Source organism: Nonomuraea basaltis (assembly GCF_005893125.1).
In the GTDB taxonomy this organism is placed as follows: Bacteria; Actinomycetota; Actinomycetes; order Streptosporangiales; family Streptosporangiaceae; genus Nonomuraea; species Nonomuraea basaltis.
Genome location: NZ_VCJS01000132.1, coordinates 20,114 through 34,356, shown reverse-complemented (window position 1 = coordinate 34,356; position 14,243 = coordinate 20,114). Strand labels below are relative to the sequence as shown.

17 protein-coding genes and 1 pseudogene are annotated in these 14,243 nt (G+C 67.6%); 8 read left to right on the top strand and 10 right to left on the bottom strand.

The genetic code is table 11. The features are described from left to right. From EJK15_RS73300 to EJK15_RS43365, 4 genes are all read left to right on the top strand, one after another. The coding region (locus EJK15_RS73300; RefSeq protein WP_206061458.1) for a hypothetical protein at nt 1-182 on the top strand (182 nt) is incomplete at its 5' end. A 124-nt stretch (nt 183-306) separates the two neighbouring features. Then, the gene (locus EJK15_RS43375; RefSeq protein WP_138716296.1) at nt 307-891 is read left to right on the top strand and encodes a recombinase family protein; all 585 of its coding nucleotides are present in this window, start codon (nt 307-309) and stop codon (nt 889-891) included. A gap of 103 nt (nt 892-994) precedes the next feature. Further along, nucleotides 995-1,906 carry a helix-turn-helix domain-containing protein gene (locus EJK15_RS43370; protein WP_171074869.1) on the top strand — a complete coding sequence of 304 codons (912 nt, stop codon included), beginning with the start codon at nt 995-997 and terminating at the stop codon, nt 1,904-1,906. Between the two features lie 256 nt (nt 1,907-2,162). After that, nucleotides 2,163-2,732 (top strand): dihydrofolate reductase family protein, encoded by a 570-nt coding sequence (locus EJK15_RS43365; protein ID WP_138716294.1) that lies wholly within the window; start codon nt 2,163-2,165, stop codon nt 2,730-2,732. Between the two features lie 185 nt (nt 2,733-2,917). On the opposite strand, the gene EJK15_RS43360 is transcribed toward EJK15_RS43365, so the two are convergent. The 3 genes from EJK15_RS43360 to EJK15_RS43350 form a co-directional block, all read right to left on the bottom strand. After that, the gene (locus EJK15_RS43360; RefSeq protein WP_138716293.1) at nt 2,918-3,436 is read right to left on the bottom strand and encodes a pyridoxamine 5'-phosphate oxidase family protein; all 519 of its coding nucleotides are present in this window, start codon (nt 3,434-3,436) and stop codon (nt 2,918-2,920) included. A gap of 182 nt (nt 3,437-3,618) precedes the next feature. Next, nucleotides 3,619-4,089 (bottom strand): hypothetical protein, encoded by a 471-nt coding sequence (locus tag EJK15_RS43355; RefSeq protein WP_138716292.1) that lies wholly within the window; start codon nt 4,087-4,089, stop codon nt 3,619-3,621. Then, nucleotides 4,076-4,636 carry a hypothetical protein gene (locus tag EJK15_RS43350; RefSeq protein WP_138716291.1) on the bottom strand — a complete coding sequence of 187 codons (561 nt, stop codon included), beginning with the start codon at nt 4,634-4,636 and terminating at the stop codon, nt 4,076-4,078. Before EJK15_RS43350 ends, EJK15_RS43355 begins: the two co-directional genes overlap by 14 nt. Before the next feature lie 100 nt (nt 4,637-4,736). Between EJK15_RS43350 and EJK15_RS43345 the strand changes: the two genes are divergently transcribed. Continuing rightward, entirely contained in the window at nt 4,737-5,267 is a 531-nt protein-coding gene (locus tag EJK15_RS43345; protein ID WP_138716290.1) for a TFIIB-type zinc ribbon-containing protein, read from the top strand. A gap of 117 nt (nt 5,268-5,384) precedes the next feature. Here the strand turns inward: EJK15_RS43345 and EJK15_RS43340 are convergent, their stop codons facing one another. The 6 genes and pseudogenes from EJK15_RS43340 to EJK15_RS43315 all read right to left on the bottom strand — a co-directional run bounded on the left by EJK15_RS43340 (nt 5,385) and on the right by EJK15_RS43315 (nt 9,639). Then, nucleotides 5,385-6,509: an ISL3 family transposase gene (locus tag EJK15_RS43340; protein ID WP_276615490.1), complete on the bottom strand. Its 1,125-nt coding sequence runs from the start codon at nt 6,507-6,509 to the stop codon at nt 5,385-5,387. Nucleotides 6,510-6,987: 478 nt separating this feature from the next. Further along, entirely contained in the window at nt 6,988-7,329 is a 342-nt protein-coding gene (locus EJK15_RS71385; protein WP_171074868.1) for a hypothetical protein, read from the bottom strand. A gap of 34 nt (nt 7,330-7,363) precedes the next feature. Beyond that, on the bottom strand, nt 7,364-7,810 hold the full coding sequence (locus tag EJK15_RS43330; RefSeq protein ID WP_138716288.1) for a site-specific integrase: 447 nt from the start codon (nt 7,808-7,810) through the stop codon (nt 7,364-7,366). Further along, nucleotides 7,755-8,303 (bottom strand): BP74-related protein, encoded by a 549-nt coding sequence (locus EJK15_RS43325; protein WP_240777584.1) that lies wholly within the window; start codon nt 8,301-8,303, stop codon nt 7,755-7,757. The genes EJK15_RS43330 and EJK15_RS43325 overlap by 56 nt, the downstream gene beginning before the upstream one ends. 53 nt (nt 8,304-8,356) lie before the next feature. Continuing rightward, a pseudogene (locus EJK15_RS73295) lies at nt 8,357-8,488 on the bottom strand (ATP-binding protein); the annotation flags it as partial. 152 nt (nt 8,489-8,640) lie between these two features. Beyond that, nucleotides 8,641-9,639 carry an ArsR/SmtB family transcription factor gene (locus EJK15_RS43315; protein ID WP_240777583.1) on the bottom strand — a complete coding sequence of 333 codons (999 nt, stop codon included), beginning with the start codon at nt 9,637-9,639 and terminating at the stop codon, nt 8,641-8,643. 51 nt (nt 9,640-9,690) lie between these two features. Between EJK15_RS43315 and EJK15_RS73290 the strand changes: the two genes are divergently transcribed. Continuing rightward, nucleotides 9,691-12,015 carry an MFS transporter gene (locus tag EJK15_RS73290; RefSeq protein ID WP_276615489.1) on the top strand — a complete coding sequence of 775 codons (2,325 nt, stop codon included), beginning with the start codon at nt 9,691-9,693 and terminating at the stop codon, nt 12,013-12,015. A 265-nt stretch (nt 12,016-12,280) separates the two neighbouring features. On the opposite strand, the gene EJK15_RS43305 is transcribed toward EJK15_RS73290, so the two are convergent. Further along, the gene (locus EJK15_RS43305; RefSeq protein ID WP_138716286.1) at nt 12,281-12,916 is read right to left on the bottom strand and encodes a TetR/AcrR family transcriptional regulator; all 636 of its coding nucleotides are present in this window, start codon (nt 12,914-12,916) and stop codon (nt 12,281-12,283) included. 169 nt (nt 12,917-13,085) lie between these two features. On the opposite strand from EJK15_RS43305, the gene EJK15_RS43300 reads away from it, so the two are divergent. Together EJK15_RS43300 and EJK15_RS43295 are read left to right on the top strand one after the other, a co-directional pair. Beyond that, entirely contained in the window at nt 13,086-13,529 is a 444-nt protein-coding gene (locus EJK15_RS43300; protein WP_138716285.1) for a hypothetical protein, read from the top strand. After that, entirely contained in the window at nt 13,526-14,164 is a 639-nt protein-coding gene (locus EJK15_RS43295) for a PNPOx family protein (protein WP_206061457.1), read from the top strand. Before EJK15_RS43300 ends, EJK15_RS43295 begins: the two co-directional genes overlap by 4 nt. Nucleotides 14,165-14,243 lie beyond the last annotated feature (79 nt).

Sequence of the window (14,243 nt, the reverse complement as noted above, 5' to 3'; positions counted from 1 at the left end):
TGCGCCTTCTTGAGCCAGTCGGCGAAATGATCGGCGACTTCTTAGAGGGAGAGAGCTACGAGGCCGTCGAACACCAACGGCTCTTCATGATCAGACAGGGCATCCCGGCGTCGTTCCTTCCCGACCGTGTCGACGACGAGCACATCTGCCTTCGGCCCACCCGTAGAAAACGTGTCCGTTAGGGGAACCCTCAACGAGACACGCCGCGCAGCCGATCGGCGAGGACGTGACCAGCGGAAACTTCGTCTCGTTAGACCGGTCCGCGAAACTGTCCGGTGAAGGGGGGCTAAACGGTACGCTTCCCGAGTGGGAGAACTGATCGGCTACGCCAGATGCTCGACCGTCCTGCAAGACCTCACCGCCCAGCGCGAGATCCTCGCGTCCCTCGGCGTCGCCGACGACCGGATCTACCTCGACAAGGGCCTGACCGGAACCAACCGCAGCCGCCCCGGCCTTGACCAGGCCCTGGCAGCCGTACGCGCCGGCGACACCTTGGTCGTCCCCAAACTCGACCGCCTCGCCCGCTCGGTCCCCGACGCCCGCGACATCGGCGACACCCTGCTCGCCCGCGGCATCCGCCTCTCGCTCGGCGGCACCATCTATGACCCCGCCGACCCCATGTCGAAGATGTTCTTCAACATGCTGGCGGTCTTCGCCGAGTTCGAGGCCGATCTGCTGAAGATGCGCACTCGTGAGGGCATGGCGATCGCCCGCTCCAAGGGCAAGCTCAAGGGCAAGCAGCCCAAGCTGTCGGCCCGCCAGCAGGCCGAGCTGGTGCGCATGCACTCCTCCGGCGAGTACAGCATCGCGGACCTGATGGAGGTCTTCACCGTCGGCCGCGCGACCGTCTACCGGGTCCTGGACCAGGCCAAAGCCCAGCAGAGCGCATGAGCGCATAACTCCCCCTTACCGTCGGAGAGTTTCGTGAGCGGAGCGGGAACACTCCGGACGGGGCCGGCGCAGTGAGGTCATGGCCGGTCAGGAGGGACGGTTGATGGAAGCAGCCGCACAGGACGGGGACCCCGCCCCGCTGATGGGCTTCAGCGACGCTCAGCGCCTGGAGGCGATCGAGCGCTGGCTGCTGCTGCGGCCCCACCTCGAAGACGATGTCCCGCTGGCCCAGGTGGCCGGGTCCTGCGGGGTCTCCGAGCGGACGTTGCGCCGGTGGCGTGCCGCCTTCCAGGCCGGCGGCCTAGCCGGGCTGGTGCGCCGGCCGCGCTCGGACCGTGGCCGGGCGCGGATGCCTGAGCCGTTGCGGCTGCTGATCGAGGGCCTGGCGCTGCGGCCGCCCCGCAGAAGTGTCGCAGTGATTCACCAGCAGGCCGTCAGCGTCGCCACCGCACAGGGGTGGCCGGTTCCCGGCTACTCCACCGTGCACGAGATCGTCCGCAACCTCGATCCAGCGCTCGTCGCGCTCGGGGTGGAGGGCACCAAACGCTACCGGGAGGTGTATGAGCTGGTGCATCGCAGGGAGGCATCCAAGCCGAACCAGATCTGGCAGGCCGACCACACCGAGCTGGACCTGTGGGTCGTGGACCCCAAGGGCCAACCGGCCCGGCCGTGGCTGACCGCCATCGACCTCATGCTGCAGACCGGCCGGGGCAACGGCGATAACCCTTCACCAGGAGCCAGCTCCACCGGTGCCGAGCTCCTGATCGTGGATGAAGCCGACCGGCTCAAAACGGCCGGGCTCGAACAACTCCGCGACCATCACGACCGCACCGGCATCGGCGTGATCCTCATCGGCATGCCCGGCATCGTTCTCTACCCGGTTCGGGTCTGTTGCAATTTGATCTTTCATAGTCGTCTTGGAGCCCATCAGGGCACGGGATCGCAGTCCCAGGGCTCGGAGGAGATACCTAGTGCCGCGTCAGGCAACGTTTGCGACGTTCGTCGTTGGCCCTGAGCCGACGGTAGGTGACGTGGCACCGTGCATCGAAGTCGAGCGTTATGGGCGCCGTCCCGTTGCGAACCTGAACGCCCCGAGCGCCGAATCGGTCGCGCGCTCGGTCTGCGGTCTGGTTCGCATATCGACGGCGTTAAGGTTCGCATCGCGACGGTGTTGAGTAGGTGGGATCGGGCGCCGATGAGAAATGGCGCCGACAGTCGTCTAAGTACGGTCCGGTGAAAACGCGCTGCGCGCATCAAGGGAGAGCAACGAGATGAGACCACTTCGATACTCGATCAACGTCACGCTCGACGGCTGCTGCCATCACGAGGCAGGGCTCCCCCCGGACGAGGAGTCGATGCGCTACTGGACCGCTGAGATGGAGCGAGCCGATGCCCTGCTATTCGGCCGGGTGACCTACGAGATGATGGAGTCGGCGTGGCGGAAGCCGGCCACGGACACGTGGCCTGACTGGATGGATGAGTGGCAGATCCCGTTCGCCGAGACCATCGACCGGGCGAAGAAGTACGTCGTGTCGAGCACGCTGAGCGGGGTCGATTGGAATGCCGAGCTGGTGCGAGGCGACTTGGGGCAAGCGGTTCAGCGGCTCAAGCAGGAGTCAGGCGAGGGCCTGTGGGTGGGTGGCGTGACGCTCCCCCTGGCGTTGGCAGATCTGGGACTGATCGACGAGTACGAGTTCCTTGTGCAGCCGGTCCTTGCCGGACACGGGCCGACGTTGCTCGCCGGTCTGCGCGAGCGCATCCAGCTCGAGCCCGTGGACCGCCATGAGTTCCGGTCGGGGGCGGTCGCCCTGCGATACCGGCCCACGCGAGTTACGGCTTGACGTGATTTATCCTGGCACGTTGGCCGCTCCCTCGCGACGGAACGACGGCCCGGGGTCGCGTTGGCCGCGCTGGCCGTGCTCCCGAACGCGCGGACATATCGACGGGGGACATCGCCCCGAGGTGCCGGTAGCGGACAGGGCAAACGTTGCCTGACGTGGCACTAGGCCTGTTTCAGGGCCTGGGGTCACTTGGCGGTGAGCTTGTCGACGTCGGGGGCGTAGACGGTCATCCAGTGCGGGCGCAGTCGGTAGAAGACCACATCGTTGTCCCAGTCGAAGGCGGTGCTGCCGTAGAAGTCTTTGAAGTAGGCCAGCAGGTCTGGCCAGTCCGCGGCAGACTCACTGTCTTGGGGATTGAGGATCTCCACCGTGCCATGCGTAAACACACCCAAGTCCTCTCCGCGCATGTGCGCGACGCTGGCGACCGGCCGGGCGGCGAGATGGCGGGCCTTGGCGGCGCTACGCGCCGTGCCGAAGTGCCACTTGCCGCGCAGGAAATGCCCGTCCACGCCGCTGATCCGCGGCTCGCCCTTTGCTGTCACAGTTGACAGGGCGAGGGTGCACATGCCAGTGAGGACCTGGGTGAGCTGCTCCGCGGTCAGGGTGTGTTCGGTGATGATCGACTGGAGGTGTGAGGTGGAGCGGGAGAGGGAGGAGTCGAGGAGGCCTTGGAGCTCTTTGAGATCTTCTGGCGTTTCGCGCATTGAGGTCCTTATCTATCCGCATCTATCCGTAGGCCCGGTTCGCGTCCGCCATTGACGCCGACCGGTGAAACCATGCTCGACCAAAAACCTGACACCTTGTGTCGTATTTTCCTCTGGAGAGGATCAACCACGCACGGATGTATCAACACACCTACCCGCGGCGGTGGGCGCGCCCAGAGGGGTCAGCGGGTGAAGGTGTCGTTGGCGCGGCGGGTCGGCCGGTGGTCTGCGAGGACCGCGACGGCGTCGTGGTGCCGCCGGGCGAGTTCGGCCAGGGCCTCGTCTCGCTGCTGCTGGGCCTGGATGAGCTCGTCGGTGAGTTCGGTGATGACAGCGGCGTAGGTGTCGACGAGTTCCTTGAGTCGTCGCTTGTCCTGGCGAACTTTGGTCAGGTCCTTCTCCAGCTGGGTGGCTCGGTCCAGGGCGGTTTGGACGGGCGCCGACACTTGGCCCAAGGTCTTGAACTCGGCTTGGAAGGCGTGCATCAACTCGGGATGCTTGTGGGTGAGGACCCAGCGCTTGATACCCGCTTCGGCCGCCAGGTCGGAGACCGTCAGTTTTCCCGATGACCTCAGCGCCGTCCCGGCGATCAACCGGTCGGCAGCAGCCCGCAGGTCCTTCAGCAGCTTCTCGTCCGGTTCAGCCTTCGTCATGGCCGATCACTTCATCGTCGGTCACGCTCGTCCCGTGCTCAGTGATGATCTTCTCCAGCCGGTCGAGTTGTCTGCGCTCGCGATCGTGGCGGATCGGGGGGCTGAGCGGATCATCGACGATGGCTCGCAGATCGGTGGCGTGCTGGTGCACGGTGGCCATGTCCTGGTCGGTGCGTGCGATGTTGCGGCAGCCGGGGCGGCAGTCGTCCAGGTCCGGGGTGCGTCGGTCGTCGCCGGTGTCGGTGCCGCGCATCTGGCAGAGGGCTTGGGTGGGGTCGAAGACGCAGGTCATACCCTTTCCTGGATAGATCTGCAGGGCTGGGTTGGCCAGGACGGCCTTGGCTTGGCGGCCACTGCGGATTACCCGGCCCGCGAACCGGGCCGGACCACCGACGACGCGGCTGCGGTAGTTGTCGGCGGCGGGTCCGCTGACGTGCTCGCCCGCCTGAAGGCGTTGCTCGGCCTGTTCGAGGTGTTCGAGGCGGGTCAGCCATTCCTCCAGGGCCAGTTCGTCGGGGAATCCGGAGGCGTAGGTGCCTAACGGCACCGTCGGATATCGGAACTGTCCGAATGGGTCGCCCGAGCACCGTGATGGACCGTGATCAATCCTGGTGCGGTGCTGCTGTCGGGTGGGTTACCTTCGCGTGATGGCAGACGAGGCGCGGGCTTATCGCTATGTCGGTCCAGCCGAGGTACTGGCGGCGATGCGGCACGCCCCTGCTGGCCAAGTGATCAGGACGACGGAAGACCTCATTGCCTGGTTGGGCGTCGTCGGCCAAGACGAGTTGGCGAACCCATTCACGTTCGTTGTTGACGTGCAGGGGGACCTCCGGCTGGCGCCGCGGCGTAGCGAACATGTGGCGTGCGCAGGCGGCGGTGTGGTGTTGAGCGCGGGTGAGATCGCCTTGGCGCAAGGGCCTGGTGGTTGGGAGGTTGCTGAGGTCAGCAACCAATCGACGGGTTACTGTCCGGAGGCAGGTTCCTGGCCTGCGGTCGAGGAAGCGCTTGATCGGGTTGAAGTGGCTCATCCTGGCCGGTTCACCGACGAGTTTGTCTTCCGCCGCTGCCCTGAGTGCGGCGAGCGCAACGTGGTCAAGGACGGCTCCTTCGTGTGCGCCGTCTGCGACGGGGATCTCCCGGCCACCTGGAACTTCGACGTGCCGGCAGAGGGCTACTGATCGCCGCCCAGGTCGTGTTCGCGATCAAGAGCCCTGCAGGTGTCGGCGTACGGGTTCAAGTGCAGAGCCACGTACAAGTAAACGGGCTCTGTCGCTGATCTTGGGACGGGTTGAGGATCATGTTCGGAGCAGGATCCGCTTCCGAAGGAGATCGAAGTTGGCTCTGCCATAGCTCTGCCGCTTGATCAGCTTCACTCGCGTGTTCTGACCCTCGGCCTGTCCGGAGTTCCAGGGAAGCGACAGGCCGGCGATGATGGCGTCGAGGTCGTAGCCAAGGCCATGGGCGAATCGGTGCAGGTGGGGCAGGCTCTCTTCAGGAACTGCGTCGATCCAGGCGGGGAGACGGTCGCCGCGAAGGTCGCGCATCATGGTGGCGAAGCTGCGGACGTGGCGCAAGGTGGCGTCCAGTTCGGGGCAGGCCTCGCGGACCTGCTGAAGGTCGGGCGCGTCGTCGGGACGCAGGTTGTCGGGATGGGTCATGATCCAGGCTGTGATCTTGCGGGGTTTGGGCGTGGCCCTGGGTGGTGGCGGCGCGATGCTTCCTTTGCGGAGCAGCCGGATGTAGCGGTCGACCGGGCTCGCGCTGCCCTGGTATCCCTGTGCCTGGATCTCACGAAACAACAGGCTCGCGTTGTGGCACCCCTGGCTGAACCGCTCATAGAGGTACGGCTTGTAAGCATCCAGCAGCGTGGTGCGGTGGGTGGCAGCGACTAGCAGTTCCTCCAGGCCGGCCGCGCGGGCGTAGCGGCGTACGGCGTAGTAGTCGAGATTCAGATCCCGGCTAATGCCCCTGAGCGAGCGGCCTTGGTCCACCAGCTCCTGAACCTCGGCGTATCGCCTCCTCGTCCGCATCACCATGGCGCGTTCGCGGCCGTGGACGTCCAGGTAGCCGTCCGGCGGCTCGGGCGGGACCGCGAGCTCGCCGCCGTTGCCGGGCAGTTCGGCATACGCCTGCTTGACGCAGCCGTGGTGCGCACCGACCGTCTTCTCCACGGCTTCGGTCAGGTTGTTCCACACGTGCCAGCGATCAACAATCTGCCGGGCTTGAGGCGCTCCCGTGCGGGCGGCCTCGGCGTAGGCACGGGCGCGATCCCGGGTGACGATCTCCACCTCCGGGTGAGCGGCCAGCCAGGCGGCCACCGGGCTCGCCTCCCGGCCCGGGAGCACCTCCACCGGACGCCGGGCCTCCAAATCGACCATATGAAACAACTCCGGAGTTCCCTGACGCCTCTGTCTGCGCAGCAGTCCCTGGACCTGGGCTTTCTCGTTCCATCCATGCCGGTTGTGTCATCTGAGGAGACCTCGGGATTTCTGAGGTTCTATCGTCTCGGTTGTTCGTCTTACTGGTTCGGTGAAGACGAGGAGACGCGAGTTGAGCGTCGCAGTCGTACGAGATCTTCGTGAGGTCCGCTCTCCGGTGGGTCCGGAGGAGATCGCGAGGTTTGAGACCGACGTGCTGGCCGGGTTGGTGCTCGCTCGTGCCGCCGCTGGCCTCGAGGCCACACCACAGTGTGGGCAGATTCCCTTGTCGCCTTGGCGCCGGGCGTGCAGGATCACCATCCCCGCGACCCGCTCCACAACCTCGACCACGATCCCCGCCCAATGCGGGAGCAACTCCTCAACGCATCCCGGAACGCACTCCGCAAACGATCAACTACCGGATCATCCCACGTCCCAAGATCAGCGACAGAGCCCGTTTACTCGTACACTTCTTTGCACATCAAGGAGTACGCCGACAGCAGGCGGCGGTGAGGTCTCCTGTGGCGATCAGATCGGCAACGGCGTCGACCATCGCCGGGATCCCCGGCCGACGCGTGATGATCAGGTCTGTGGTCCAAAAGTAGGCGCCGCTGCTGCATTCGCCGGTGTCGCGGTGGCGGTCCATGACCTGCTGGACCGCATCGAGGGTCATGAAGGACGCGTAGTGGCGCGAGCCGTTCGGAAGAGTGATCGTGGCGTCCGCCTCGGGGGTGTCTTCCGGGGCGTGTCCTTCCCAGCGTTGAATGGTCAGAGTGAACCCGTCGGCTCTGACCTGGTAAAACGGCCCGTTGATTTCGATCATAAGCACGTTCTTCCGCTGGGATGGTGTGACGCGGTCATGAAGGGGTCGTGCGGCGGCTGAGGTCGGCGGCGTAGGTCATCCAGTCGCCTGCGGAGGCTTGTTGCCAGGCGACGGCGACCTTGATGTGGATGCCGAGCATGCGGGCGAGGATGGCGGCGGGGATCTCGGTGGCGAGGCCGAACAGGGCCGTGGAGCGGTCGCGGCCGGCGTGGATGCCGATTTTCTTGAGTCGTTGGCCGAGGTAGTCGGGGCTGAGGGGGTGGCCGTGTCGGCGGCCGGGAAACAGCCAGGGCGTGTCGGCGGTCTTGTTGAGGATGGTGTTGCCTCGACGGGTCTCGACCAGTTCGAGGACGAGGTCGGCGAGCGGTTCGGGGAGGACGACTGGTGAGGTGCCGAGCAGGAGCTCGACGTGGTTCTCGTGGGCGTTAACGTGCTCGGTGGTGAGGCGGCTGATCGCGCTGAGGTACAGGGATCTCGGCAACCAGCCGGGAGGACCAAGGGCACCAGATGCAGCCGGGCAGGAAGGCGCCGCATGCCTCGTCCAGGTGGTCTTCGGTGTACTGCGCTGAGGCGTCGCAGACCTCGACGGCCGTGTGGAAGAAGCTGATGGTGTCAGGGTGGAGGTGGAAGTTCCAGCCGGGGTTGTAAGGGGTGGGTCTCTTGATGATGCGGCCCATGACGTGGATCTGGGCTGTTTCCTGTCCGCTGAGGATGCGGCGGGCGTGTTCGATCTTGGCGGGATCGGTGAGCGCGATGACGAACGGACGCTCCCCGGGATCGGCCTGCATCTGGAAGTAGACGGGTGCGGCTCGCTTGGCGGGTGCCTTGACGGGCAGGGCTTGGGCGACGGCGGCGGCCTTTGAGCAGACACGCGGCCCGGCTGCAGCCGCTGCGCCGGCGGTCACGGTGGCGGGCAGGATACCGAGCGCAGCGCCGGTGACGAGTGCTGCCGCGCGCGTTGCGATTGTTGGCATGGGATACCTCCACGCTGACGATCAGGGCCGCGATGGCGGCCGCCTGCCGCCAGTTCGGTAAATGTCTTAGTCCGTCCCGAAAACGACTCGTTTGAGGCGATCGCGATACTGTTGGTCTCCTCCCGCTCCGTTAAGACCTGGAACAGCAGTTCGGCACCGTGCCGGTCAAGCTCCATGTAGCCAAGCGGCCATAGCGCCTGCCGGGGCTGCTCGGGCCGGGGCGGCAACGTTGGAACCGGTGCTGGAGGACTGACCGCCACACGCGTGACCTGACCCGAGTCGGTATTCCGAGACGAGGCGCAGCGGCTCCAGCCGATCGGCGTCGGCGGGGTCTCAGTCAGCGGGGCCGCAGGAGCTGGTCGCCCAGGGAGGTGCGGGCGTACAGGACAACAGCACCAGTGCGGTGGGAGGTGACCAAGCCGGCCGCTCGCAGGCGGGTGAGGTGGGCGGAAACCCCGCCGGGTGCGAGGCTCGTGCGCCGGGCCAGCTCGGTGGTGGAGGCGGGGGCGTCGAGTTCGGCGAGCAACCGCGCGCGGGTCCGGCCGATGACTTGGGACAAGCCGTCGGGGGCGGTCTGCGAGGCCGCCCACAGCCCGGCTATCCCGCGAGCGGGATAGCGCACCACGGGGATCCACGGCCGTGCGACCTTGGTGAACACCCGGGGCCAGGTGAACGCCGACGGCACCAGCACGAGCCCTCGCTCGTCCAGGTCATGGTCGCCGGCGACGGAATGCGTGATCATCACCGTACCGTCCTGCCAGGCGATCGAGGGGTCGAGGTCGGCGAACAACCTGGCGGCGCCTCCCTGCGCGAGTCGGCGACCCCGGTGCATCATGTCGCCTTCGAGAAGTCCGCGGATCTTCGGCCAGTCGGGTTCGAGCACGACCTCGTGGTACGCCCGGATCTGCCCGACGAGGGCCCGCAGACCGGCCGCGGGATCGTCGTCGAACACGGCGAGCGGGCCGCTGAGAACACCGAACACCTTGTGCACTTCGTCCCGGCACAGTTCCGGTTCGGTGCCGGCCAGGGCCTCCAGCTCGAGCTCAAGGGAGGGCAGCGGGGTGAGCGGCGTTGGAGCGAGGAAACCCGGGATCGCCCGCGTCGGGACGGGAACGAGTGCGCGCAGCAGCGACACGTCGGCCCCGGCGCCCTTCAGCCGCGCCCCCGCGGAACGGATCCACGGCAGATGCAGCGTGTGAGCCGCCGGCTGGCCGAGTACCCGCACACTGGCCACGATCTCCCACAGCGGAGAGAATGCGAACCTCAGCCCCGCCAGGTCCGTCACCGAGAGCCTCAGCCGCAGCACCACGACCTCCCGGACATGTAGAGGATTCACGACAGAGTGAATGTCTACCGCATCCCGGAGCCCGGCCCGCACGGTGATGGGATGCACCCCGACACCGCGGCACAAGCATCTCGCCGCACCCCTGACCGTCCGCCCCGCCCCAACGGTGACGCAGAGACCGCACGGCGCGCAGACTTCCGGTGGTTCTTCACCGCCGCTGTGGTGAGCAAGCTGGGCACGCAGATCAGTTACCTGGCGCTTCCCCTGGTTGCGGTGGTGACTCTGGACGCCTCTCCCGGTCAGGTCGGGCTGCTCGGTGCACTGGGCACCGCGGCGTTCCTGGTCGTCGGGCTGCCGGCCGGCGCGTGGCTGGACCGGGTGCGGCGGCGCCCGGTCATGATCGTGGCGGATGTTGTGAGAGGACTGCTGCTGGCGTCGGTGCCGATCGCGTGGGCGGCGGGGGTGCTGACGCTGACGCAGCTGTACGCGGTGGTGCTGCTGACCGGCGCGGGCACCGTCTTCTTCGACATCGCAGCCCAGAGCTACCTGCCGCACGTGGTCGGCAGGGACCGGCTGGTGGCGGCGAACTCCTGGCTGGCCACGGCCGACTTCGCCGGCCAGACAGGCGGGCGGGCCGCCGGGGGATGGCTCGTGCAGGTGCTCGGCGCACCGCTGGCAGTGGTGGTGAACGCCGTGGGATATCTGTGGTCCGCGCTCTGGCTGGTCATGGTGCGTGCCCGCGAGCCCGCCGTTCCCGCCCCTCCGGCCGGGCGCCGCTTGGTGGCCGAGGTGCGGCAGGGACTGGTCTTCGTGGGAAGGTATCCCGTGCTGCGCGCGGTGACGGCCGCCGGAGGGCTGACGAATCTGGGCGTCTCGATGAGTTCGGTGATGGTCCCGATCGTCCTGATCCGCGAGCTCGGTCTGCCCGAGACGGTACTCGGCGCGTACCTGGCGGCCGGCGGCGTCGGGGGCCTCGTCGGCGCGACCGTCGCCCGCCCGCTGTCGCGCCTGCTGGGGGAAGGCCGCTCGCTGTGGATCCTCGGCCTGGCTGTCGTTCCCGCCGCGATGCTGACGCCGCTGGCCGGCACCCTGGTCCCCATCTGGATAGCCGCGGGCGGGTGGGCGGTCGTGTGCGCGAAGATCGGCTATGACAACGTCCTGCTCGTGTCGTTCCGCCAGCGCGTCACGCCGGATGCCGTGCTCGCCCGGGTCAACGCCACGATCAGGGTGTTGCTCACCGGTGCTGTCACGATCGGTTCCGGCGTCGCCGGGGCCGTCGCGGAGCTTGCGTCTCCCCGCGCCGCGCTGTGGATCGGCGCGGGCATCCTGACGATCATCTGGGTGCCGGTGTTCTGCTCCCCGCTGCGCCGTATTCGCACCCTCACCGGCGAGCCCGCGGACTGCCGGACGGGCCCGCCCCAGCCGGACACTCCGGTGGACGATCCGGGCGGCGCCGCGCGGCGACGGCGCTCCGCCGGAATGGCGTGGCGGACCGCCGTCCGGTCCGGGCGACGCCCGGCGACGGCCTTGGCCTTCGCCGCGCTGGCCCTGACGTGGGGCACGAGCTTCGCGTTGATCAAGATCTCTCTGGGTGCCGGGCTCACCCCGCCGCAGGTGGTCTGGGCCAGGCTCGTCGTCGGAGCGACGGCGCTGGTCGTGATGTGCGTCGCGGCCCGTACGCGGCCGCCGCGCGACCGCGCCTTCTACGGTCACATGTTCGTGGTCGCCGTCCTGGGATGTGTTCTGCCTTTCCTGATGCTGGCCTGGGCCGAGCAGTATGTCCCGTCGGCCTTGGCCGCGATCCTGAACGCCGCGACCCCGCTGGCCACCGCCCTTATCACCCTGGTCTCCAGCCGGGCGGAGCCGCTCACCAGGCTGCAGGTCTCCGGACTCGCCCTGGGGCTGGCCGGTGTCCTGCTCACCCTCGGCCCCAGTGCCGGTCTCCTGCCGGGCGCGCTCGCCCCGGTTCCCGTGCTGGCCTGCTGCGCGGTCGCCTGCTGCTACGGCATCGCCTACGTCTACCTGCGCCGGTTCGTCACCTCGCCTGGGGAACGGCGCGACGGCTCGACGTCGTCACCCCTGATGATTGCCACGGTGCAGGTGGGCTGGTCCGCCCTTGTCATGGTGGCGGCCACGCCGCTGATCGGCGGGCCACCGGCGCGGGTCACGCCGTCCCTGCTCGCCGCCGTCGCCGTCCTCGGCGCCGCTGGAACCGGCCTGGCCTACGTATGGAACACGATCGTCAATGCCGCATGGGGCGCGACCCGCGCGTCCACTGTCACGTACGTGATCCCCCTGGTTGGCGTGCTCACCGGCGTTGTGCTGCTCGGCGAGGACATCGCCTGGCACCATGCCGCCGGCGGCGCCGTCATACTCACCGGCGTCGCCGTGACCACATTCGGACGGCGGGACGGGCGAGGACGGTGATCCGACCGCTTTCCCGCCGGCCGCTGCTGCCGGCCACGACTCGGGCAGGGGCTTCCACAGCAACCGCACCAACATGCCAGCACCGTAACGCGCGTGGGGTTTCCTGCCTGGAGATCTGCCGGGTTGGTCTGGGGGCGGTCCAGTTCCTGCTTGGTGATGAGCTTGTCGAGCTCACTGGAGACGGCTACACGGCAGACCTGTCGTTACGAAGCTGTCACCAGGTACACGCAAGGGGCGTTAGCGCTGGTCAGCGGGCACCTCGCGGTTATGGGCGAGATGTCGGGCCGGGGGTTGCGGGCGGATTCGTCGCACTCCAGATCCCGCGTAGCGGTCGCATGCCCTCCTCGACGTAGTCGGCGATGGAGCGGGTGCCGCCGTCGAGATACCACTGCTCGAGCGCGGCGAAGTAGCCGAAGGCGAGGGCGTTCGCGGTCACCCGGGCCTGCGTCTGGCTCAGCTCTCCGGTCTCGGCGAGCAGCGGTGCGATCCGCTGGCCCGCCCGGTCGAGCGTGGCGCAGACCGCCATGCGCACCGACGGCTCAGCGAAGAAGTAACGGACCCTGCGCCAGGGTCCCTTCTCCGCCGGCGGGCTTTCGTCCTCGGATGCGCCCTCTGGCGCGGCTTCGTAGGCACGGACGGCCCGGAGCAGACTGCCGACCGGATCGCCGGGGGTGAGGAACTCTTTGATCGCCTCCAGGCTCATGCTGTCGAACTCATCGGCGACCAGGATCCCTTCCTTCGTGCCGAAGAAGCGATACACCGACGATGGTGAGACCTCGGCCGCGGCCGCGATCTCCTCGATCGTGACAGCACTGAACCCCTTCTCGTCGAAGAGATCGAGGGCGCGTTCCCGGATGGTGCGCATGGCCTTGAGCCGCCAGCGTTCACGAAGCCCGCTCATATGTTCAGGGTAGCAGCAAGTCACACGCTTCAGAGCGTCTCTGCCATTAGACATTGACTGTCCGAAAATTGAGATCTAGAGTAACTCGCTAGAGAAAGTGGCTGTCTCAATCGGTGCTGCGGGCACCACGCCTCGCCCGGCACCCTGCTCATCTAGAAGGACTCCTGTCATGACGACGCTGAAGCAGAGACCGCGCAACCGAAGCGCACTGACGACGATGTACGTCGGGGCGGGCCTCACCGCGATCGCCTCCCTCTTTCCGTTCCTCGACCAAGCCGCCTTGGCCGACCACATCAGGGCGGGCTATCCCGCCTACGAGCCCGCCGCGATCGACGCCGCCGTCACCGCGTACCTCGCGATCCTGGCCACGGTCGGAGGACTGGGACTCCTCGGCTGGCTCGGCGCCATATGGGCCGTCCGTGCCGGTAAGAGCTGGGCTTCCTGGCTGGCCGCCGGGCTGCTCGCGATCGCGGCCTGCTTCGCGATCGCCGCACTGACCATCCGCGACACCTCGGACGACGTCGGTCTCGCGCCACTGCTGAGCTGGCTGCAGGTCCTTCCATGTCTCGCCGGTCTCGCCGCGGTCGCACTGCTGTGGAGAAGAGCGGGATGAGCATCTGCCGTGTTGTCGTACGGGGGGTCGTGACGCTCAAGCGCGCGATGTATCGCGGCATGCGGCCGAACGCGCTCATGCGGCTCATGAACCAGCTCGACGTCCTGGTGTACGGGGCTCGGCGGCTGCGGCTCTCCCGGGCCGCCGTGTTGAAGGTGGTGGGACGCCGCAGCGGGAACATGACGTCGGTTCCGGTCGCGGTCACCGGTTACCGCGGCGCCGAGTTCCTCGTCTCGATGCTCGGGCCGGACGCGAACTGGGTGCGGAACGTCCAGACTGCCGGCGGCAAGGCCGTGCTCCGTCGCCGGGGGCGCGAGACGCCGATCCTGCTCGAGGAGATCCCGGCCGAGCATCGCGCCGAGATCCTGCGCCGCTACCTCGCCGCCGCGCCCGGCGCCCGGCCGCACCTGGGGCTGACCCCGACATCACCTCTGCCGGAGTTCCGCAGGATCGCACCTGGTCACCCCGTCTTCCGCATCCACCCGTTGATGCCCACACGCAAGCGGCGAACGAGTGAGCGACCAACCCTAAAGCAGGGTGGCACGACCATCTCGATCAGCGCGTCGGCATCGGCGTCGACTATCAGCACGCCGGCCATCCCCCTCCGGTGCAGGAAGGTTCCGACGACGTCATGAACAACAGCACCCGCTCCGGCTCGCCGAGTGTGTCCCGCAGTGCGAGCCGGTGCGGCTCCTGCAACCGCTGGGCCAGGAT